The sequence below is a fragment of the Pseudomonadota bacterium genome, from assembly GCA_039024915.1.
Classification (GTDB): domain Bacteria; phylum Pseudomonadota; class Alphaproteobacteria; order Rhizobiales; family MH13; genus MH13.
Genome location: JBCCPK010000001.1, coordinates 191,804 through 211,583, shown reverse-complemented (window position 1 = coordinate 211,583; position 19,780 = coordinate 191,804). Strand labels below are relative to the sequence as shown.

The 19,780-nt window shown below is 59.0% G+C and carries 17 protein-coding genes and 1 pseudogene; 10 read left to right on the top strand and 8 right to left on the bottom strand.

All coding sequences use genetic code 11. The features are described 5' to 3' along the window. The first annotated feature begins 124 nt into the window (after positions 1 to 124). From AAF739_01090 to AAF739_01070, 5 genes and pseudogenes are all read left to right on the top strand, one after another. Positions 125 to 835, top strand: a pseudogene (locus AAF739_01090) (HisS family protein). Between the two features lie 12 nt (positions 836 to 847). Further along, positions 848 to 1,810, top strand: a complete 963-nt coding sequence (locus tag AAF739_01085) for an ATP phosphoribosyltransferase regulatory subunit (GenBank protein ID MEM6381243.1) — start codon at positions 848 to 850, stop codon at positions 1,808 to 1,810. 14 nt (positions 1,811 to 1,824) lie between these two features. Continuing rightward, entirely contained in the window at positions 1,825 to 2,922 is a 1,098-nt protein-coding gene (locus AAF739_01080) for an ATP phosphoribosyltransferase regulatory subunit (GenBank protein MEM6381242.1), read from the top strand. Next, positions 2,919 to 3,911, top strand: coding sequence for an ATP phosphoribosyltransferase (hisG, locus tag AAF739_01075; protein MEM6381241.1), 993 nt, complete (start codon positions 2,919 to 2,921; stop codon positions 3,909 to 3,911). Before AAF739_01080 ends, hisG begins: the two co-directional genes overlap by 4 nt. A gap of 9 nt (positions 3,912 to 3,920) precedes the next feature. After that, positions 3,921 to 4,550 (top strand): trimeric intracellular cation channel family protein, encoded by a 630-nt coding sequence (locus AAF739_01070; GenBank protein MEM6381240.1) that lies wholly within the window; start codon positions 3,921 to 3,923, stop codon positions 4,548 to 4,550. Positions 4,551 to 4,757: 207 nt separating this feature from the next. On the opposite strand, the gene AAF739_01065 is transcribed toward AAF739_01070, so the two are convergent. Further along, positions 4,758 to 5,219 carry a DUF427 domain-containing protein gene (locus AAF739_01065; GenBank protein MEM6381239.1) on the bottom strand — a complete coding sequence of 154 codons (462 nt, stop codon included), beginning with the start codon at positions 5,217 to 5,219 and terminating at the stop codon, positions 4,758 to 4,760. Between the two features lie 121 nt (positions 5,220 to 5,340). Continuing rightward, positions 5,341 to 5,565 (bottom strand): hypothetical protein, encoded by a 225-nt coding sequence (locus AAF739_01060; GenBank protein ID MEM6381238.1) that lies wholly within the window; start codon positions 5,563 to 5,565, stop codon positions 5,341 to 5,343. Between the two features lie 244 nt (positions 5,566 to 5,809). Between AAF739_01060 and AAF739_01055 the strand changes: the two genes are divergently transcribed. Continuing rightward, positions 5,810 to 6,508 carry a Crp/Fnr family transcriptional regulator gene (locus AAF739_01055; protein MEM6381237.1) on the top strand — a complete coding sequence of 233 codons (699 nt, stop codon included), beginning with the start codon at positions 5,810 to 5,812 and terminating at the stop codon, positions 6,506 to 6,508. A gap of 62 nt (positions 6,509 to 6,570) precedes the next feature. Here AAF739_01055 and AAF739_01050 read toward each other — a convergent pair whose 3' ends face one another. The 3 genes from AAF739_01050 to AAF739_01040 form a co-directional block, all read right to left on the bottom strand. Further along, positions 6,571 to 7,347 (bottom strand): outer membrane beta-barrel protein, encoded by a 777-nt coding sequence (locus tag AAF739_01050; protein ID MEM6381236.1) that lies wholly within the window; start codon positions 7,345 to 7,347, stop codon positions 6,571 to 6,573. Positions 7,348 to 7,627: 280 nt separating this feature from the next. Next, entirely contained in the window at positions 7,628 to 8,362 is a 735-nt protein-coding gene (locus AAF739_01045; GenBank protein MEM6381235.1) for an outer membrane beta-barrel protein, read from the bottom strand. A 126-nt stretch (positions 8,363 to 8,488) separates the two neighbouring features. After that, positions 8,489 to 9,586: a TauD/TfdA family dioxygenase gene (locus AAF739_01040; protein ID MEM6381234.1), complete on the bottom strand. Its 1,098-nt coding sequence runs from the start codon at positions 9,584 to 9,586 to the stop codon at positions 8,489 to 8,491. Between the two features lie 373 nt (positions 9,587 to 9,959). Here AAF739_01040 and AAF739_01035 point away from each other — a divergent pair, with 373 nt between their 5' ends. Beyond that, positions 9,960 to 11,009 (top strand): phytanoyl-CoA dioxygenase family protein, encoded by a 1,050-nt coding sequence (locus AAF739_01035; protein MEM6381233.1) that lies wholly within the window; start codon positions 9,960 to 9,962, stop codon positions 11,007 to 11,009. A gap of 296 nt (positions 11,010 to 11,305) precedes the next feature. Here the strand turns inward: AAF739_01035 and groL are convergent, their stop codons facing one another. The 3 genes from groL to AAF739_01020 form a co-directional block, all read right to left on the bottom strand. Beyond that, entirely contained in the window at positions 11,306 to 12,940 is a 1,635-nt protein-coding gene (groL, locus tag AAF739_01030) for a chaperonin GroEL (protein MEM6381232.1), read from the bottom strand. 155 nt (positions 12,941 to 13,095) lie between these two features. Continuing rightward, on the bottom strand, positions 13,096 to 13,410 hold the full coding sequence (groES, locus tag AAF739_01025) for a co-chaperone GroES (GenBank protein ID MEM6381231.1): 315 nt from the start codon (positions 13,408 to 13,410) through the stop codon (positions 13,096 to 13,098). A 1,203-nt stretch (positions 13,411 to 14,613) separates the two neighbouring features. After that, positions 14,614 to 15,603, bottom strand: a complete 990-nt coding sequence (locus AAF739_01020) for a DMT family transporter (protein ID MEM6381230.1) — start codon at positions 15,601 to 15,603, stop codon at positions 14,614 to 14,616. Between the two features lie 195 nt (positions 15,604 to 15,798). Between AAF739_01020 and AAF739_01015 the strand changes: the two genes are divergently transcribed. The 3 genes from AAF739_01015 to AAF739_01005 all read left to right on the top strand — a co-directional run bounded on the left by AAF739_01015 (position 15,799) and on the right by AAF739_01005 (position 19,707). Continuing rightward, positions 15,799 to 17,166 carry an aspartate aminotransferase family protein gene (locus tag AAF739_01015; protein MEM6381229.1) on the top strand — a complete coding sequence of 456 codons (1,368 nt, stop codon included), beginning with the start codon at positions 15,799 to 15,801 and terminating at the stop codon, positions 17,164 to 17,166. Positions 17,167 to 17,322: 156 nt separating this feature from the next. Then, positions 17,323 to 18,804: an EAL domain-containing protein gene (locus AAF739_01010; GenBank protein ID MEM6381228.1), complete on the top strand. Its 1,482-nt coding sequence runs from the start codon at positions 17,323 to 17,325 to the stop codon at positions 18,802 to 18,804. Positions 18,805 to 18,849: 45 nt separating this feature from the next. Continuing rightward, positions 18,850 to 19,707 carry a TIGR01459 family HAD-type hydrolase gene (locus AAF739_01005; GenBank protein ID MEM6381227.1) on the top strand — a complete coding sequence of 286 codons (858 nt, stop codon included), beginning with the start codon at positions 18,850 to 18,852 and terminating at the stop codon, positions 19,705 to 19,707. The last annotated feature ends 73 nt before the right edge of the window (positions 19,708 to 19,780 follow it).

Genomic DNA, 19,780 nt, shown 5'->3' with positions numbered 1-19,780 from the left:
TTCTAGGGAGGGGTAAGGTGGGGCACGTCTGCTGAGGCTATCACGTCTGCAATGAGCGGCGCTTGCATCCCACCCCATGCCCGTCTATCCCACGCGCGACCTTGACCCCGCGCGACCATCCCGAATGTCCGAACCGAAAAAACAGAAGAAAAAGAAGCCTCAAAAGGTGAAGGCACGTCTGCCGCGCGGCTTTGTTGACCGTGATGCGGGGGACATCCGTGCGCTTGAACAGATGACCTCGAAAATCCGCGAGGTGTATGAGCGCTACGGCTTCGATCCGGTGGAGACGCCGCTGTTCGAATACACCGACACGCTCGGCAAGTTCCTGCCCGACACCGACCGCCCGAACGAGGGCGTCTTCTCGGTGCAGGATGATGACGAGCAGTGGATGAGCCTGCGGTATGATCTGACGGCGCCGCTCGCCCGCTACGTTGCTGAAAACTACGACGCGCTGCCCAAGCCCTACCGGTCCTATCGGGCCGGGTACGTCTTCCGGAACGAGAAACCCGGGCCGGGCCGCTTCCGCCAGTTCATGCAGTTCGACGCCGACACGGTCGGCGCGCCGGGCGTCCAGGCAGATGCGGAAATGTGCATGATGATGGCCGACACGATGGAGGCGCTGGGCATCCCGCGCGGCCAGTATGTGATCCGGGTGAACAATCGGAAAGTGCTCGACGGCGTAATGGAAGCCATCGGCGTCACCGATGAAGGCCAGAAGCTCGCCGTGCTGCGGGCGATCGATGCCGTTGACCGTATAAAGCTCGAAGGTGTCCGAGAGCGGCTCGGCCCTGGCCGAAAAGATGAGAGCGGGGACTACACAGACGGAGCTGGTCTAAGCCCCAATGGAATTGAAGCGATTCTCGAGCTATTCGAAAAGACAGCTCGCCTTCAGGCTATCGAAAACATTGCTGAAGCCCTGCGTCGCCGGGAAGAGGACGTTGAACGCCAGCCAATAAGCAACAGCGAGGTCGAGAGACTTCTTAGGGATTTTCACGACGAGCGTGTGGACGGTCTTTTACAAGCGGGTTTCTCGGCGCGAGCTGTACGCCAGATAGTCGCTGTTCCCGAGCTACTTAAGCTTGCATTGAGCCCGTTCGTGACCAACGCAGGTTACATGACTGGGGCACAAGACCTGATTGCTCTTCGTCAGATGATCGGCGAGTGCGGTTACGAGGACCGCATCAAGATCGACCCATCCGTTGTCCGTGGTCTCGAATACTACACCGGCATGGTCTACGAGGCGGAACTCCTCTTCCCCGTCACCAACGAAAAGGGTGAGGAGGTCGTGTTCGGCTCCGTTGGTGGCGGCGGCCGGTATGACGGCCTCGTATCGCGCTTTCGCGGCGAACCGGTGCCCGCAACGGGCTTCTCCATAGGCGTCTCGCGCCTGATGACGGCGCTCAAGAATCTCGGCAAGATTTCGACCGACACGCCGCAAGGCCCCGTCGTTGTTTGCGTGATGGACCGCGATATCGGCGCGCTCGCTTCTTACCAGAAAATGGTGCAGGAGCTGCGCGGTGCAGGCATCCGAGCCGAGATGTTCCAGGGCAATCCCAAGCAGTTCGGCAAGCAGCTTCAATATGCCGACCGCCGCAATTCGCCGCTGTGCATCATCCAAGGCTCGGATGAACGTGAAGCGGGAACCGTGCAGATTAAGGACATGATCGAGGGCAAGCGCGAAGCCGCAGCTATCGAGACCAATGAGGAGTACAAAGCCGCGCGCCCCGGCCAATATGCCGTGCCTCAGGATCGCCTTATCGATGAGGTGAAGAAGCGCCTCTCCGAACAGGCAAGCGACTCGGACGCGTAGATGTTGCCCAGACCATGAGCAGACGGCAGATCATCGAGCTTCTCGAAAGCTCCGGTTACATGCCGGTCGAAACGCCGATCCTGCAGCCGGCGGACGTGTTTCTTGATCTGGTCGGTGAAGATATCCGCACGCGCCTTTTCCTGACCGAGGATGAGGATGCCCAGGCGCTTTGCCTGCGCCCCGAGCACACCATTCCGATCTGCCGTCATCACATGGAGACCGGCGACGCCGCGCGCCCCGCGAACTATGGCTATCTTGGCCCGACGTTCCGCTTCCGACCGGGCGAGACCGGAGAATTTCTGCAGGCGGGCATCGAGAGCATCGGTCGCGACGACAGGCTGGCCGCCGAAGCCGAGGTGATGGCGTTGTCCGCGTCGCTTGCGTCGGCCGGTGGCCTGACGGAACCGGTCACCATTCTGGGCGACTCGTCCATCTTCACCGCCTTCATTGATGGCCTGGGTTTCTCAGCCCGCGCCCGCCGCCGCCTCAGGCGGGCGCTTGGTTCGCGAACGCGCCTTGAAGCAGCCCTTGCGGAGGTCGCCAAACCACCCGCTGAGGATGGCCAGGCCCTTATGGGAGCCATCGCCGCCGCCGCGCCTGACGAGGCGCGGGCGATGGTCGAGCAGATGATGATGCTGGCGCGCATCGAGCCCGTTGGTGGCCGCACACCGCAGGAAATCGCCGAGCGCTTCATCGCCAAGGCCGAACGCCAGAGTGTACCGGTCCGCGACGCGGCGCTGACCTGTCTCGAGGCGCTTATTCACTTGCAGGTTCCGGCACCTCAAGCGCCAGGTCTCTTGAAGCGGCTTGCGGATGTGTCCGGCCTCGATATCGGCGCACCGATCGCGCACCTCGCTGACCGGTTGGAAGCGTTCGCCGATCGCAGTTTGACGCCGGACGGCATGACCTTCTGCGGTTGGGCAGGCGGTCGCCTTGATTATTACACCGGCTTCTCGTTCGAGCTGCGCGCAAGCGAAGACTTCGCCGCCCCTCCCACCGTTTCGGGAGGGCGCTTCGACAGCCTCATGGAGCGCCTCGGCGCCGGCCAGAGCGTCCCGGCTGTGGGGGCTGCCGTTTGGCTGGACAGGCTGCCTGAAGGCATGGCCCCATGAGCGATCCCGCCCCACTCGTGCTCGGTGTGCCATCAAAGGGCCGTTTACAGGAAGCGACCGTGTCCTTCTTCGAACGGGCGGGTCTACCTATCCGCAAGAAGGGCGGTGCGCGCGATTATCGCGGCACCATCGACGGTCTCGATGGCGTCGAGGTCGCTTTTCTTTCGGCCTCCGAGATTGCCGGAGAGCTTGCCGCTGGTTCGGTGCACCTGGGCGTTACGGGTCTCGATCTTGTCTATGAAAAACTCGCCGTCCCCGACGAGAAGATGGTTACGGTCGCGCCTTTGGGTTTCGGTTTTGCCAATGTGGTTGTCGCGGTTCCCGACAGCTGGATCGACGTCCAGACAATGGATGACCTCGAGGATGTCGCAGCCAGCTTCCGTGCCAGCCATAAACGGCCCATGCGACTTGCAACCAAATTTGTCCGGCTGACCCGTCAGCATTTCCGCAAACACGGCGTTGCGGACTATCAGATTGTCGAAAGCCTTGGCGCGACCGAAGGGGCGCCTGCGTCGGGCGCGGCCGATCTGATTGTTGATATTACCACGACCGGCGCAACGCTGGATGCCAACCATCTGCGCGTTCTGGCGGGTGACAACGGCACGATCCTGCGGAGCGAGGCCACGCTGATGGCGGCACGCGGTGCCGATTGGTCGGGAGGGCAGCAAGCGACGCTGCGCGCGATCCTGGACCGGGTTGCCGCGCAGCATCGCGCCGGTTCGGTCTATGAGGTTCGGGTCGTTGTCGCCGAACAGGCCAAGACTTCCCGACAAGCTGTCGATGCGTTCGGCTGTTCTGTCCCATTTGGCGCAGTCGCTGGGCAAGGCCAGTTGGTTCTGCACTGCCCGCGCGAGAGGATCTGGGATCTTGTCGCGTTTCTCAAAGGCAAGGGTGCGGGAACGGTCACCGTTGGAGAGCTTTCCTACGTGGCGGATGACAGCGTTGGGCGCTTCAATGGTGTTTATGCGGCCCTCGGCATCGCGAACTAAAGCGCGCAGATGAGCGCACTTGTTCTCCTCGATTACCTGGGCGTAGCCCTGTTCGCTGCGACCGGCGCGCTTGTCGCCTCGCGCAAACAGATGGATATCGTCGGCTTTGCGTTCCTTGCGACCCTCACGGGTATCGGAGGCGGCACCGTCCGGGACATCATGCTCGACGTTCCCGTTTTCTGGATAGAAGCACCGATTTATCTGCTCGTCTGCGTCGGTGCCGCAGGGCTCGTCTACATTGCTGCGCCGATGATCGAGCAGCGCTACCGTCTCTTGTTGTGGCTTGATGCTGCCGCCCTGTCGGCCTTTGGCGTGTTTGGCGCCTTCAAGGGTCTGGACGTCACTGGCTCTGCGGTCGTTGCGATTACGATGGGGATGATCACCGGAACTGTCGGCGGTATTTTGCGAGACGTGATCGCAGGCGAGCCATCAGTCCTGATGCGGCGTGAAATTTACATCACAAGCGCTTTGGTTGCCGGTGTCGTCTATGTGGGGATGCGCGAACTTGGGTTCGCCTCGCCAGTGCCAGCGCTTGTTGGCTTTTCTGCAGCATTCGGTTTGCGGGCCGGTGCCATAGCCTTTGGCTGGTGTTTGCCCCAGTACAAGCCGCGACCTGGTCGTGACGCTCGAAAGCTGTAGCGACGATAAAAAAGGACCGCTTCCGGGGGAGAAAGCGGTCCTTTGCCTCTCAGCGAATTTGGGGGACGCGGAGGCGAATTGAAAGCGGGCTAGGGGTCGCCGTCCATGCTCGGGGGAACGCAGTCGGCTATCGCTTTCGTATCCATATTACGCCGACAATTCTGGCGCGGATCATGCGCGCATACGTTTTTTTGACTATTCTTGCTGTCACCAATGATTGGTGCCCGGCGCGCCTTTTATCGGACCGGTAATCCATGACGTTACCCAACCGCCGTAGAAGTTGCCTGGCTGGGGCGCGGCAACCTCGCCGTCGACAAGGCAGCGGTCCATGGGGTGGCAATAAAAAGAGATATAGCCTGCAATGGGCGCGAAGCGTTCGACCGGTTTGGGATAGCTCCAGGCTGCGGCCGCTGCTCGAGAAGTCCCTACGACGACATCGAAATAGCGCGCCGGGCCTTTCCACTCGCAGATGGATTGCCGCGCCACAGGCTGCAGAACCCCATCTGCGACGTCTTCCGGCGGAAAGTAATAGGTCGGCGGGTGAAAGGTCTCGAGGGTACGATACGCGCCGCTCGTTGAAACAATGGTCTGTCCACCAAACTCGATGCGGATCGGGTAGGGGGCCGGTTCAAGCCTTGGAGGGCGCGGATAGGTCCCAACATCTTCCATTGGATGGTTGTGGTGAGTGCCACGAATGTGGCTGCTTTGCATATTAGTCTCTGTCATGCGCTCTACTTGGTGCGCCCGACCGCTGATGCAAGCTCGTGAATTTGATCAGGTACGACGTCGCTTAGTGGGCGCTGCAAACCTGCTGGGCGACGCTGGAAACCGAACCGGCAAAGGGGTCGGTGATGGTGACGGCAATTGTCCGGCAGGTCGCACTGGCTGCGGGTGCGGTATCGACCACCGTGGTCGTTGCGGCCACAGCGTCTGCCCCAAAACCGGTGACAAAGGCAAAGACGATTGCCGACAGTACGATCATACCGGTGACGAACGAGAGGAAAATACGGCTCATGGTTTGGTCTAATCTTATCTCGATTGTTTGAAGTATCTGTCATCACCAATCCCATACGCGGCGCCGCCACGATGTGCCGCGCATCACAGTTTATTCGCGCTGTTTGCGGCACCCCTTCATTGCCAGCCTGCCAACTTGAGGCTCCCTTGCATGCAGCACTGGACCCTGCGTCAGGTTTGCGTTTTGTTTCTGTTCCCGATGGGCGTAGGTAAGCTGCCTGTGCCAAACAGCTGAGGAAAAAGCGATGTCTGGACCCGCTGATGCAAGTGCCGTTTTTGCAGAGAGCCTTGCCTTTGCCGGACTTGATCCCGAGCTGGCGGATGGCTTGAACGCCCTCACACGTGAAGCCAAGCTGGCTGCAGGTGAGACGCTGTTTATGAGCGGTGATCCCGGCGACGCCATGTTCGCCGTGCTCGAAGGTAGCCTCAAGGTGGCCATTGTTTCAGCTGAAGGCAGCGAGCAGTTGCTCGCGATCGTTGGCGCGGGGCAGGTCGTTGGTGAGATGGCTCTTCTCGATGGGCAGCCACGCTCGGCGACTGTCGACGCACTCAAGCCAAGCACGTTGGCACGCCTCGACAAGCGGGACTTTGAGCGCTTCGCGACAGAAAACCCTGCCGTGTACCAACACATGCTTGCTTTGATCTCTCGGCGGCTGAGAACGGCAAATGACGTCCTTGCAGCGCGCTCGTTTTTGCCCTTGCCAGGTCGGGTAGCGGTCGCACTTCTGCAACTCAGCGAAACGTTTGGAAAGCCACTGCCAAATGACCGGACCTTGGTCCACTACAAGATCTCGCAAAGTGATCTTGCCGCCATGGCCGGCGCTGCGCGTGAGAACGTCAGCCGCATTCTGAACGGCTGGAAGCGTGAGGGACTGATCTCTCGGCTTTCGGGTTACTATTGCATCGAGGACAAAGGTGCTCTTGAGCGCCTCAAAGCGATGTGACCCAATAAAAAAAGCTCCGCGCTTCTCGCGCAGAGCGTTCTTATGCTTTGCCGATCAGGTGATCAGAAGCCGTAGCGAAGACCAACTTGTGCGGACGTTGAGCTCAGGTCGGTGCTGCTGCCGACGGACCCGCTGGCAGGTGTTGAGGTCAACTCGACATCCATAATCGACTGGTAGCGAACAAGGCCTTCGAGCGTCAGGTTCTCGGTCAGATCATAGCCGAGGCCACCTGATACCTGCCACAAAAACGCATTGTCGCTGTCATCCATGACGATGCCAGGCCCGGCCGCGCCGTGCTGATCGAAGGTGACATCAGCGATGCCCAGACCAATCCCTGCAAAGGGGCGCCATTGGCCAAGCTCGGCGTCAACATAGGCGTTTACAGCACCAAATAACGCGGTGGTGTCTCCGGTTGAGCCAGCCAAGCCCACACCGCCGGCGACATGGCGTTCAACGGTAAAATCCGAATAACCCAGTTCAGCCTCTACGCGGCCGGTCAGGCCTGAAAACAGGGTTGTTTGCCAACCGGCAAAAACGCTCCCGCTCAAATCCCAATCTTCATATTGATTGGTCACGGTTGTTGGTCCAGCGATGCGGAAATCAGTGTCCTCCGCAAACGCAAACCCCCCGCGTGCCCCGATATAAGGGCCAAAGCGCGAAAACGTCGAGGCGACGCGATCCTCAATGAAGGGTGCTGGCGCAGGCGCCGGGTCAAGGGGGATATCTGCAGCCTCAGCGAGGCCGGGCAGGGCGCTTATGACGCCAAGGGACAGTGCTGCTGCAATCCCCAATGCGAGGGGCTTTGCACCTGCCGATTGGGGGGAAACGGAATGGGGCATAAGAACTCCGAAAGTCTGAAATCAAAAACAAACGCACCGGCAGCGGCATCAGCGCACTAAGTGGTGATGCGCCTGAATTGCGCCGAGTGAGTGGAGCCCAAATGGCGGCGGGAAGGTGTTTGCGCGGCCAAAACATGTTCGAAATGTGTTGGGTGAGCCCGAACGTGAATCAGGCGCTTAGCTGTACGAGCTAAGCGCCTGATTCAAAGTCAGAATATTGATTAACATAATCCTAAACGGAGCTTAAGCTCCTGTTAAGGATGAAAGCATGCGTTGCGGTTTAAAACGCGACCCGCGCACCAAGCTGAAGCGTTGTCGTATCCAGATCGATTTCACTTTCCGGTCCAGTGCTCGACGATAGATCGACGCCCATGATGCTCTGATAACGGACCATACCTTCCACCGAAATGCTGTGTGTCACGTCGTAGGCGAGGCCCCCCATCACCTGCCAGGCAAATGCGCCGTTCGAGTCATCCATCACGTTCAGCGAACCGGTGACGCCATGCTCTTCGAAGTTGACCCGAGCAAACCCAACGCCCGCGCCAACGAACGGGCGTACAAAGCCCAAGTCGACGTCAACATAGCCGTTCGCCATTGCGGTTACGGCAAACGTATCACCAAAGGAGTCGGCTGTCGGAGTGGCAACGCCCCCGACGGTGTGCGTGTCCACTTCGTAGGTTGTGAGACCCAGTTCGGCTTCAAGACGAAGCCCCAGGCTATGGAAAAGGTCTGGAACCTCATAGCCAAAGAAAGCCGAACCCACGAGACCAAAGTCATCGTACGCATTGACGACGTTGATCGGCCCGGCAATGTCAAAGTCTGTATCTTCGGCCATGCCAAAGCCGCCGCGAAGGCCTGCATAAAAGCTTGCATCACGGAAGCTGTGGTCGAAGGCTACGATCTCCGGAACAGCAGGAAAACCGCCTGCGCCAAGATCAGCGCCAAAGCCCGTGGAAGGGATGACTGCCAAGAGTGTGGCGCTCGAGAGCGCGGTAAGGGTGAAACGCTGAACCATTGTGCGACTCCGGATTGGCCACGGCACGAGCGCCGCAGTTACCATCTGCACCGATTGATAAGCGATTAAGGTTAATGGAGGCTTAGGCGTCCTCTACCGTTCAGCAACCCCCTTGATCCAGCGAGGTCACCATTTGCCCGCAAGGGCTTCGACACGCTCAAACGCGGCCCCGATCATCACACCAAGTTCGCGGCGCTCGTGAGGCCCCAGGTGGATCGCAGGACGTCCATGCGCGAAGCGGTAATTGCACACAATGGCGACATCGCCCTGGCTCCACTCGATGGGCATGCCGAAGTCATCGTAAACATCGATGAATTGTCGGACCTGTTCGCGGGTGATCTCGTCACCATTACCAAAGGTCAGCTTCAAGGGGCGCTCTTCATGCGGCAGGTGCATCACGTTTGGCCATGCGTCGAACCACACTGAGTCGTCGGCAATGCTGGAGAACAGAAGATTGCGGTCCAGCCCCGGGAAGTACTCAAACGCTGACGTGGTGTACCGCGTGATCAGCAGCCGGTTGGGGCCCCACTCGGTTTCAAGTCCTCGTGCCCGCGCGGCGCGCTCCGCTTCTGCAGGGTCGTCCGTCATCATCGATTTTTGCCAATGATTGTAGACGCCCTCGTTGCGACTGTCGGTAAAAGCATCGCGGTCGGTCAGCTTGCGGTGGTAGCAAAGTCCATGGTTCTTCAGCTTCTGACCGAACGACGTGGCGAGCAGCGCATCCGTCACGCGCACATTGTCGGACACGAAGGTTGCGCCTTTGCCCACCGCCGCATGCTTGCACAGAAAGCCAAGCATTGAGGTGCTGTGGCCAACATAGGCCATCTCGTGATGGTAGTGCAGCCAGGCGGGCAGCGGCGCTCCGATCTCGTAGACGTTGGGCTGCAGAGCATCGCGCGGATTGGCTCCACCCTTATAATCCATGTCAGTTTGGATGACATGAGAAGCGAGCGCGCGCATCCGACCAAGATCGGTCAGGCCTGTGTTGGTGACGTGCACCAGCCCAACGCGATCGAAAGTTTCGCGCATACGGGCAGCAAGCACCTCGCTGCTTTCAACGCCCGACGCGGCCGAAACATAGGCGCTAGCGTCAATCTGGTAAGTGCTCTTTGCGATCGGTGCGGTTCCGGTCCACCAGCGAGGTTCTGGCGCGCGGGCAGGGTTCGTTGGATTGAAAACGGAATAATCGGCCGGGATCTCGGCTTGCATCTGAGGGGTTGTCATTTGCGAGGCCCTTCTTGTTTTGCGCGCACGTGCCACCGCACGAATGAGCCCTCATGGTGTCAAAGCATCGACTTGGTAGAAAGAAATGCCGTTTTGCCGCGTTGGCAGTGTGAAAAATGCAATTTCAGATTCTCCAGCCAATCCGGTGAGCTGTTTCAACCGGCAGCGTTACCGCTGCTGTACGTGGTTTGCGAACGGTTAACGCCCCAAGCCCGAATTGAGATTTGCAGGCAGCTGGGAAGGGCAAGCGCGTTGGCCATTCAGCTGCCATGCGCAGTACCTTGAGCCGCCAACGCCGCCCGTCCATAATACGGCTCGATCCCAGCTGTAGCCCCTGCTGGCCTCGTTCAAAATCAAGCGCGGAACCAAAAGTATGAGTGTCAGCCTCCGATATTTGCGCCACCCGCTGCAGTCGGTTGGGGTTTTTGGAACCCAGAAGAGTTTTGCCCGTAACGTGATCATTGGCGACGCCGAGCTGAACCGGCAGGGGCTGCACCGCTGGCGTGTTGGTACCGCTGCAAGGCTGGCAGAACGGCGCCGCGCGTCGATTGCGCGGACGCTCTCATCTGACGACGTGGAAAGCTTCGAACGCAACGGGTTCTTCGTCACCGAAAACTTTCTGCCAGATGGGGCCTATCAGCGTTTCCGTGACTCGCTGTTTGCGGGCCGCTTCCCCAGTTACGAGATGCGGCAAGGCGCGACGGTTACGCGTATGACCCCGATCGGCCGTGAACTGCGCGCGCAGGTCGACGGTGCGCGAGAATTGATCTCGAACGACCGTTTCCGCGCGCAGCTCGGGTACGCTGCGGGTCGTACCGGTGCGCCGCTCTACTTCATCCAGACCGTCATTGCCGATGGATCATCAACGTCGATCGTTGATCCACAGACCATGGTGCATGCCGATACCTTTCATGCCACTTCAAAGGCCTGGCTGTTCTTACAGGACGTCGGTCCGGATAATGGGCCTTTTCAGTATGTGCCGGGTTCCCATAAGCTGACACCTGAGCGGCTGGCGTGGGAGTACGAGCAAAGCTTGACGGCATCCTGCGCCGAAGATGTTCACCACAGGGCTGGATCGTTTCGCCTCAAGCCGGGCGATCTTGACCGAATGAAACTGCCGCAACCAAAAGCGGTGACCGTCAAGGCGAACACGCTGGTGGTCGCCGACACATTTGGCTTCCATGCGCGAACGCCCTCTTCCCACCCGACAACGCGGGTGGAGTTTCATGGCCATCTACGCCGCAATCCGTTCTTGCCTTGGAATGGCGTGGACCCGCTCTCTCTGCCGGTGGTGCGCAATGAGTTTCTGCCGTTCTTCCAGTCGATTATCGCTGGCAAGAGCGAAGCCGCCGACGGCAAACCGCGCGAGGAGGTTTGGCATCCCATGGGCGCAATCGGGGTGGCTGATCCCGCAAATGTGTAAGTGGGCGATGACACCCAAGCGGGCAATGACAACCGGCTGTCGTCAGTGACAACGCTGCGATACCGGTACCTTGGTCGGGCTTTGCTCACCCTACATCGGCGCTGAGGACCAACAAATCCAAAGCACAAATGCGGGGCCTGAGCCCCGCATTTCTCGTCTTCTTAGCGATGTTTGAAGGTGCCGGACTTTCGGTCCGACCGCTGTGCTCACATCATGCCGCCAGTTGGGCCGAATTGGTCGACCCAACCAGTGGGAACGATGGGCGGTTTAGTCGCAAGCTCCGCTCGGGCGGATGCTTACATCATGCCGCCCATGCCGCCCATGTCGGGCATGGCCGGAGCGCCAGCATCCTTCTTCGGCAGTTCGGCGACCATCGCTTCGGTGGTGATCAGCAGACCAGCAACCGACGCGGCGTCTTCGAGCGCGGTGCGCACGACCTTGACGGGGTCAACGATACCCATCTCGATCATGTCGCCGTACTCGCCGGTCTGAGCGTTGAAGCCATAGGACGCTTTGTCCTGGGCGAGGATCGCACCAACGACAACGGAGGCCTCTTCGCCAGCATTGTCAGCAATCTGACGGCCAGGCGACTGCAGCGCGCGCTTGACGATGTTGATGCCAGCTTCCTGATCGGCGTTCGCACCCTTTGCGGTGATGCCTTTGGACGCGCGCAGAAGAGCGGTGCCGCCACCAGCAACGATGCCTTCTTCAACCGCAGCACGGGTTGCGTTCAGCGCGTCGTCAACGCGGTCCTTCTTCTCCTTGACTTCAACTTCCGTCGAACCGCCAACACGGATCACAGCGACGCCACCGGCCAGTTTCGCCAGACGCTCCTGGAGCTTCTCACGGTCGTAGTCGGAGGTGGTTTCTTCGATCTGCGCCTTGATCTGGTTCACGCGGCCTTCAATGTCGGCCTTTTCACCAACACCATCAACGATGGTGGTTTCTTCCTTGGTGATCGAAACGCGCTTGGCAGTGCCCAGCATGTCGAGCGTGACGTTCTCCAGCTTGATGCCGAGATCTTCGGAGATCACCTGTCCACCGGTGAGGATGGCGATGTCTTCGAGCATGGCTTTACGACGGTCACCGAAGCCCGGCGCCTTGACGGCAGCGATCTTGAGGCCACCACGAAGCTTGTTGACGACGAGGGTCGCCAGAGCTTCGCCTTCCACATCTTCTGCAATGATCAGCAGCGGACGCGAGGACTGCACAACGCTTTCGAGGACTGGCAGCATGGCCTGCAGGTTCGACAGCTTCTTCTCGTGGAGAAGGATGTAAGGATCGTCGAGCTCAGCCGTCATCTTGTCGGCGTTGGTGACGAAGTAAGGCGACAGGTATCCACGATCGAACTGCATGCCTTCAACGACTTCGAGTTCGGTTTCGGCGGTCTTGGCTTCTTCAACCGTGATGACGCCTTCGTTGCCGACCTTCTGCATGGCTTCGGAAATCATCTTGCCGATTTCGGCCTCGCCATTGGCAGAGATGGTGCCGACCTGGGCAACTTCGTCAGACGTGTTGATGGTCGCTGCACCTGCGAGCAGGTTCTTGACGACTTCGCTGACGGCCATGTCAATGCCGCGCTTGAGGTCCATCGGGTTCATCCCGGCGGCAACGGCCTTGTGGCCTTCCTGAACGATCGACTGGGCGAGAACGGTAGCGGTGGTGGTGCCGTCACCCGCAATGTCGTTGGTCTTCGAGGCGACTTCACGCAGCATCTGCGCGCCCATGTTTTCGAACTTGTCGTCAAGCTCGATTTCCTTGGCGACCGAAACACCATCCTTGGTGATGCGGGGAGCGCCAAACGACTTGTCGAGCACGACGTTGCGGCCTTTCGGGCCGAGGGTCACCTTCACCGCGTCGGCGAGGGTGTTGACGCCGTCCAGCATGCGTTCGCGCGCTGTGCGGCCAAATTTGACTTCTTTAGCAGCCATTTTCTGGATCCTTGTGGGTCACGCCCGACCTGCCGGTCGTCCCGGGGAACGGAGCAGGGTGGGCAAGAAAAAAGTTATGTGTTTCAAGCGATCGTTTCCTCGCGAGCGCAGCGTGAAACGCTGAACTAGCGGTTTGAAACGACGAATGTCGGCCTTCAGGCGGCAGCTTTCGCCTCGCCAGACGACGCGATCACACCCATGATGTCGCTTTCCTTCATGATCAGCAGGTCTTCACCGTCAATCTTCACCTCGGTGCCGGACCATTTGCCGAACAGGATGCGGTCGCCAGCCTGCACATCCATTGGGATGCGCTCGCCATCGTCGTCGCGGGCGCCTGGGCCAACTGCAACAACTTCGCCTTCCTGTGGCTTTTCTTTCGCGGTGTCGGGAATGATGATCCCGCCAGCGGTTTTCTCATCGCTGTCGATGCGGCGCACCACCACACGGTCATGCAAGGGACGGAATGCCATCTTTGTCTTCCTTGGCTTTGGGAGGTCGTCAGCGCTGCTGCGCCCTAACCTCGCGAGTTAACAGGATGGGGCGTCTTCATGAGCCCCAAACGCAAATTAGCACTCACAAACACGGAGTGCTAACGCGGCGGTGAGATAAGGATGGTTGCGTAGGGAGTCAAGAAGTCCGGTCACGAAAATTATCAGCAAGCGAGCTCCGGACGCCGCACTTGACCGCTCAAGCATCAAGGCCGTTGGTCTCGTCCAATAGCTGGTATCTGGTCGCGCCGCGGTCATGAGCTTAGCGATGCAAAGATCGGGGTAGACTCACGCTATGTTCTGACGCCAGGATCAGCACGCGTGAATAACATTGACTGCTGGGGCGCGGTGAAATGGACCCTTTGGCGAGCACGATCGGTGCCATACTTCCGTTCTTAAACTATCTGCGACCGTCAAAATCACCGTATCTCCTGATTTCGATTGTCCTATCGATCTTGCTGGTCATCTATGGTTCTGAGTATCAAGGAAATTTGTACGATTTTTTGTATAGGGCGCCAATATACGGGACGCTCCTATTCATTTTGTACATGTCTTTCAGATTTGTACCCGAGGAACTCGAGATCATAAAGAACGAGAAAGACGCAGAAAAGATTGCTGAAATTCAACGAGAAATGGATGCACAGTATAAATTCTCAAGATCAATAATTATATGCGCATCTCTTATCGCCATATTTTCTGTTTTTAGCTCCGGACAATTCGGACATTTTTTACATTTTGCATTCTACACATCCGTTATAATCAATATCGCGCTTTTTTATTTGTACATGTTCTTCCGAAACATAAAAGAAGAAAATCCATTTAAGTATGCCATTTTTCAAATATCATTTATGATGAGTACCTTCATTATTGCATCATCGTTCATACTCGCGATGGTGGATATTTTCGACCAGCGATTATTCTTCAATACGATTGAAGCGGTAGATGATGTTACTGGCGATGTGCAATTGCTGAGCGTCTATTTTGATTGGCGGGTAATAGACTTCCTAGTCATTTGGTTTTGTTGGTTATGTTATCAGATTTTTTGGATATTCCGACTGCGGTCGATCATTAAGTTGTCAATAGTTGGCTAGTCGATATCGAGAGCAAATCAACGGGATAGACTGGGAAGCGTGGTGGTCTGTTTGAGCTTGGATTGGTGTTAGTCATGCTGCGAGCTCTGCAGCACTATGGCCGCTTCATCACAATCCAAGTGCCCGCAACGATGAGGGCGCAACCGACGGCCAGTCGCCAGCCGGGAACTTCCGCAAAAAACACATAACCATAGAGCGCCGCCCAAACGAGGGAGGTGTATTCCATCGGGCCGAGCCGGGCCGCTTTGGCGTGCTTGAAGCCGTACGCCATGAACAGATGGCCGACCGTTCCCAGCGTACCAATCCCCAGTGCGAGCAGAAGCGTCTGAAGATCGGGTGCAAGGAAAGGGCGTCCATCGATCGGTAAGCCGGCAATTGTCAAGGCAAGGAACGGCAGCGCGAAGAGCGCGGAAAACCCCGATTGCAGCATGATCATCGTCGGTACCGGGTCGCTGGCTGCATGCAGCCGCGTCAGCACCAGCGCACCGGCATAGGCTAAAGCGGCGATCGCCGCGCAGATGTATCCCACCAACTCACCGGCAAACGCACCGTCCCCGAACAGCGCACCCGATGAGATGACGGCAACGCCTAGGAAGCCGATCGCGATTGCGAGCCACGTTTGGGGTGCCACGGGTTCTTTGAGGATGACCCAGCCGAGCAGCGCCACGTATATCGGTGCGGTGAACGCGATGGCCGTCGCCTCCGCAAGGGGTATGACCGATAGGGCATAAAAGAACATGCCAGCAACGGTAACCACCAGCACCGATCGCTGGGCACCACGCCTCACGCTCCCCAAGCTGGGGATATTCAAACGGCCCGTGACGAGGAGAAACGCGACGATAACGGATGCGACCAGCACGCCTGCGCCGTAGCGCATGACCAAAATCTGCGGTGTCCCGAACGATTGGGTCCACAGCTTAACACCCGCGTCCATCAATGTAAGGATGGCGATAGCGATCAAGACCGAGCTCATGGCCTTGCGCTCGGCCACCGGCGCCGGCGTGGCAGGCTCTGCCACAGGGGCCTGAGCAGGGTGGGCAGCCTGGGTGGCCGCCACCGCGGTGTGTTGATCGGTTTGCGACACGCGTGGCTCTTCGGATCCGGTACGGGGCGTCACAGGCGGCACAAACTGCTTGGCGCGTCTGGTGAAGCTGGCATAAGCTTTTGATACAATTTAAAAGCGTGGCCGAGGTCGCTCTTAGGCGGCATCGGTGCGCGCGTCCAGCCATGGCAATCCGAAGCTTGATGCCAACCAAGCCGGTCTTTGAGGACAAAAACAATGCTCGATCACGACGCTGACCATCCTGTCGCTGGCACCACGCCCTTATCGGCACCGAACGATCTGAGCGCGTTCTGGATGCCGTATAGTGCCAATCGTGCGTTCAAGTCTTCGCCACGGATGATTACCGGCTCAAAGGGCAATCATTATTTTACGTCCGATGGCCGCGCGATCCTCGATGGGACCGCAGGCCTATGGTGCTGTAACGCGGGTCATTGCCGGGCGCCGGTGGTCGAAGCAATCAAGCGGACCGCTGAGCAGGTCGATTTCGCGCCAACTTTCCAGTTTGGGCATCCGATGGCGTTCGAGTTGGCCGCGCGCATTGCAGGTGAGGCGCCGGAGGGGCTCGATCACGTTTTCTTCGCAAATTCTGGTTCAGAGGGCGTCGATACCGCGCTGAAGATCGCGCTGGCCTACCACAAGATGAAGGGTGAAGGGGGCCGCACGCGCCTTATTGGCCGCGAACGCGGTTACCATGGTTCAGGCTTTGGCGGCATATCGGTTGGCGGCATCGTCAACAATCGCCGCTTTTACGGCGGGCTGCTTGGTGGTGTAGATCATCTGCCGCATACCTACAATCGTGAGCACCAGGCCTTCACGAAGGGTGAGCCGGATTGGGGTGCACATCTCGCTGATGACCTTGAGAGGATCGTCGCCTTGCACGGCGCCGACACCATCGCAGCGGTGATCGTGGAGCCGATGGCGGGTTCTACAGGGGTTCTGCCGCCGCCCCATGGCTACCTGAAGCGCTTGCGTGAGATCACCTCAAAGCACGGAATCCTGTTGATTTTCGATGAGGTCATTTCGGCCTTCGGTCGCCTGGGTCACGCTTTTGCGGCCCAGCGTTACGACGTTGTTCCCGATATGATCGTCTTTGCAAAAGGGATTACCTCAGGAACCGTTCCCATGGGCGGGGTGATCGCCACAGGCGATATCTACGACGCCTTCATGGACGGCTCGGGCGAGGGGATGATCGAGTTGTTCCACGGTTACACCTATTCTGGTCATCCGCTGGCATGCGCCGCGGCGTTGGCGACGCTCGACATCTACCGCGATGACGGCCTGTACCATCAAGCGGCTGAGCATGAGGCGCTGTTTGCCGATGCTGCGCACAGCTACCTGCGCGATCTCGAAAACGTCGAGGATATCCGGTCCTGCGGGATCGTTGTTGGGATCGATCTGACGCCGATTGAAGGCAAGCCCACCAAGCGTGCGTATGGCGCGATGGTGGAAGCCTATGAGAACCAGAACATGATGATCCGCGTGACAGGCGACACCATCGCGCTTTCCCCGCCCTTGACCTTTACCGAGAGTGAAATCGATCAAACCTTCTCGCAGCTAAGATCGGTCATCCAGGCGGTGAGTTGATCCGCTGGACGTCACTTGGGGCTTGCCAGCGATAATCGCACGCCTGCGCACCCACAGTTTTGTGGGGCCTATCGGGCCAGCAGCTTTGAGCGATGCCCCTAGATGCGCCATATCAGGGATATGTGCGGCAACTGGCGTATGATTCGCCTGGAGCCAGTGGGTTCATTCAAGGTTCCAAAGTCTGCTTTAGCGAATATGCGGCCAAGTTCGATCATCATTTATACGGCGATAGCGGTCATCTGCCTGTGTGTAGGGGCGGGGCTCTACCAGTTTACGCCGCTGAGCCTTGATGTGTCGGTCATGGTTTCCGCGCTTGGGTTTTTCGCTATGGCGCTTGCCGATCAGGCGATGGCACGCAAGGCTGATCGCAAGCATCTTGAACAACAGATTGCCGTCACCGACACGGCGCTGCAGGACGCATTCAACGAGATCGACATGATCCGTGGGCGGCTTGTCGCGCTTGAGACCGACACCCAACAGGCGATGGACGCAACGGTTGCCCCAGTCGCCCAGGATATACAGGCAGTGGGTGCCCTGCTTGCACAAGTGACCGAAACCGTCGCCGATACCGATCATCGTATCACGGCGCTTGAAGCGCAACGTGCAACCGCCGCGACGAGCAGTCAGCGCCCAGCAGCGCCTCCAAAACCCGAGAAAGTCACCAAGAAAACGCCGGCGCCGAAACCGAGCGCAGATGTACCGCTGAAGGCTGACGAACCGGAGCCTCTGCCGCTGCATGTCGATCACGAGCAGGCCATGACTGCTGAGCCGCCGAAAGACGAGGCATCCGAAGCGCTGCTTAAACGCGTTGAGCTTGCGGTGAAGCGTCAGCGTATCGAAGTTTCGATGCAGTCCATCGTGACCCTGCCACATCGCCGCGCGCGCGCCTATGCAACCTCTTACAGCCTCAAGCTCGACGGCGCTGGCACACTAGACAGTGCTCAAGTGCCAGCAGCGGCGGCAGCGGCCGGTGTCGCCGATGCGTATGCCAAGGGCGTCATCGCGCGCGCACTGACGCTGGCAGATCGGTTTGCAGCGCGCGAATCCGCTTCGATGGTTTTCGCGCCGGTCAGCGGGGACGCGGTCCGCTCAAGCAGTTTTGCCGATTGGCTCATCAAGTCCATGACCGATGGTCGCGATCTCGCCGGTCGCTTGGTGCTGGAGGTGACGCAGGCTGATGTGCGTGCGTTTTCCCCGCTGGACATCGACTTGATGAGCGCGCTGAACGATTTGGGCTTCCGCATGGCGGTTAGCAGTCTGACGGACGTGCGGTCGGATCTGTTTGATTTGGCCAAGCATGGTTTCCGCTATCTCAAGGCCCCCGTCCCCTTGTTCCTGGGGTCGGATACGGGCGCGAGCAGCGACATACACCCCGAAGACCTCGCCGATCTCGCCGCACGCAACGGCATGGACATGATCGTGACCGGAGTAGAAAGCGAAGCTCAGGTCGTTGAGTTGCTCGACTGCAATCTCGGTTACGCGCAAGGCAATCTTTTTGCGCGCCCACGTATCGTGGAAGTGACGCCGCGCCCGCCGGGCAACAGCAAGCCACCCGTTAAGGCGCAAACGACGCCGACCGAACCCGCCAGACCGGAGCGCATCAGCGGGACCGGTCAATCGATCACACGCTCCGCCTGACGTGGGGGGTCTTCCCTGCGCGGTTTCTCAACTGAGGACTTTTCCGTGGCTGATGCCCGACCTTCGCGCTTGACCGGCCTCGGCGAGGTCATGGACCGCTACACGGTCATCCTCTCCGACATCTGGGGCGTGCTTCATAACGGCTTGCAGGCTTGGCAGGAGGCAGTCGATGCCCTGCAACAAGCACGGGCGGACGGAAAGACCGTCATCTTGATCTCCAACGCTCCGCGCCCCAGCGATCCGGTCATTGCTCAGCTTCAGGGGTTGGGTGTCCCCCGCTCGGCGTTCGACGCGATCATCACGTCCGGCGATGTGACCCGGAGCCTTCTTGAGGGGCGCTTCAAGGGCGCAAGTGTCAGCCATATCGGCCCTGACAAGGACAAACCGCTGGTTGACGGCCTGCCCGTGACCTTCACCGCGGACCAGCGGGCGGAGGTTTGCTTGTGCTCGGGGCTCAATGACGACCAGACCGAGACGCCAGAAGACTATAGACCGCGCCTTCAAGCGCTTGTTGACCGCGGCGTTCCGATGATCTGCGCCAATCCTGATAAGGTGGTGGAGCTTGGCAACCGGCTGATGTACTGCGCGGGAGCGTTGGCCGATCTTTACGAAGAGATGGGCGGCGAAACGATTGTTTTAGGCAAACCGCATGCCCCGATTTATGAGGCGGCGCTTTCGCTCGCCGGTGGACCGCCTGTCGCGGAGTGTCTCGCGTTAGGCGATTCGGTGCGCACCGATCTACGCGGTGCAGCCGACCAAGGCATCGACTGCGTCTTCGTCACTGGCGGCATTCACGCCTCGGAGTTCGGTCCATCGCTCATGCCGAACGCTGCGCGGGTCGAGGCTTTCCTCGCTGAAGCCCCTTACCCCGCCATCGGTTGGATGCATCGGTTGAGTTGGTAGATCCAAATCGCACGTTGAGCTGGGCGAAGCGCAAGATTGGATCAATCAAGTAGCTTCAAACCGCACGTTGAGC

Excerpts from the sequence above, each read along its gene's own strand:
- groL (MEM6381232.1), bottom strand. The coding sequence starts at position 12,940 with ATGGCTGCTAAAGAAGTCAAATTTGGCCGCACAGCGCGCGAACGCATG.
- AAF739_01065 (MEM6381239.1), bottom strand. The coding sequence starts at position 5,219 with ATGGAAGATGTTGGGACCTATCCGCGCCCTCCAAGGCTTGAACCGGCC.
- AAF739_01050 (MEM6381236.1), bottom strand. The coding sequence starts at position 7,347 with ATGCCCCATTCCGTTTCCCCCCAATCGGCAGGTGCAAAGCCCCTCGCA.
- AAF739_01035 (MEM6381233.1), top strand. The coding sequence starts at position 9,960 with ATGAGTGTCAGCCTCCGATATTTGCGCCACCCGCTGCAGTCGGTTGGG.
- hisG (MEM6381241.1), top strand. The coding sequence starts at position 2,919 with ATGAGCGATCCCGCCCCACTCGTGCTCGGTGTGCCATCAAAGGGCCGT.
- AAF739_01055 (MEM6381237.1), top strand. The coding sequence starts at position 5,810 with ATGTCTGGACCCGCTGATGCAAGTGCCGTTTTTGCAGAGAGCCTTGCC.
- AAF739_01040 (MEM6381234.1), bottom strand. The coding sequence starts at position 9,586 with ATGACAACCCCTCAGATGCAAGCCGAGATCCCGGCCGATTATTCCGTT.
- AAF739_01045 (MEM6381235.1), bottom strand. The coding sequence starts at position 8,362 with ATGGTTCAGCGTTTCACCCTTACCGCGCTCTCGAGCGCCACACTCTTG.
- AAF739_01060 (MEM6381238.1), bottom strand. The coding sequence starts at position 5,565 with ATGAGCCGTATTTTCCTCTCGTTCGTCACCGGTATGATCGTACTGTCG.
- groES (MEM6381231.1), bottom strand. The coding sequence starts at position 13,410 with ATGGCATTCCGTCCCTTGCATGACCGTGTGGTGGTGCGCCGCATCGAC.
- AAF739_01070 (MEM6381240.1), top strand. The coding sequence starts at position 3,921 with ATGAGCGCACTTGTTCTCCTCGATTACCTGGGCGTAGCCCTGTTCGCT.
- AAF739_01015 (MEM6381229.1), top strand. The coding sequence starts at position 15,799 with ATGCTCGATCACGACGCTGACCATCCTGTCGCTGGCACCACGCCCTTA.
- AAF739_01080 (MEM6381242.1), top strand. The coding sequence starts at position 1,825 with ATGAGCAGACGGCAGATCATCGAGCTTCTCGAAAGCTCCGGTTACATG.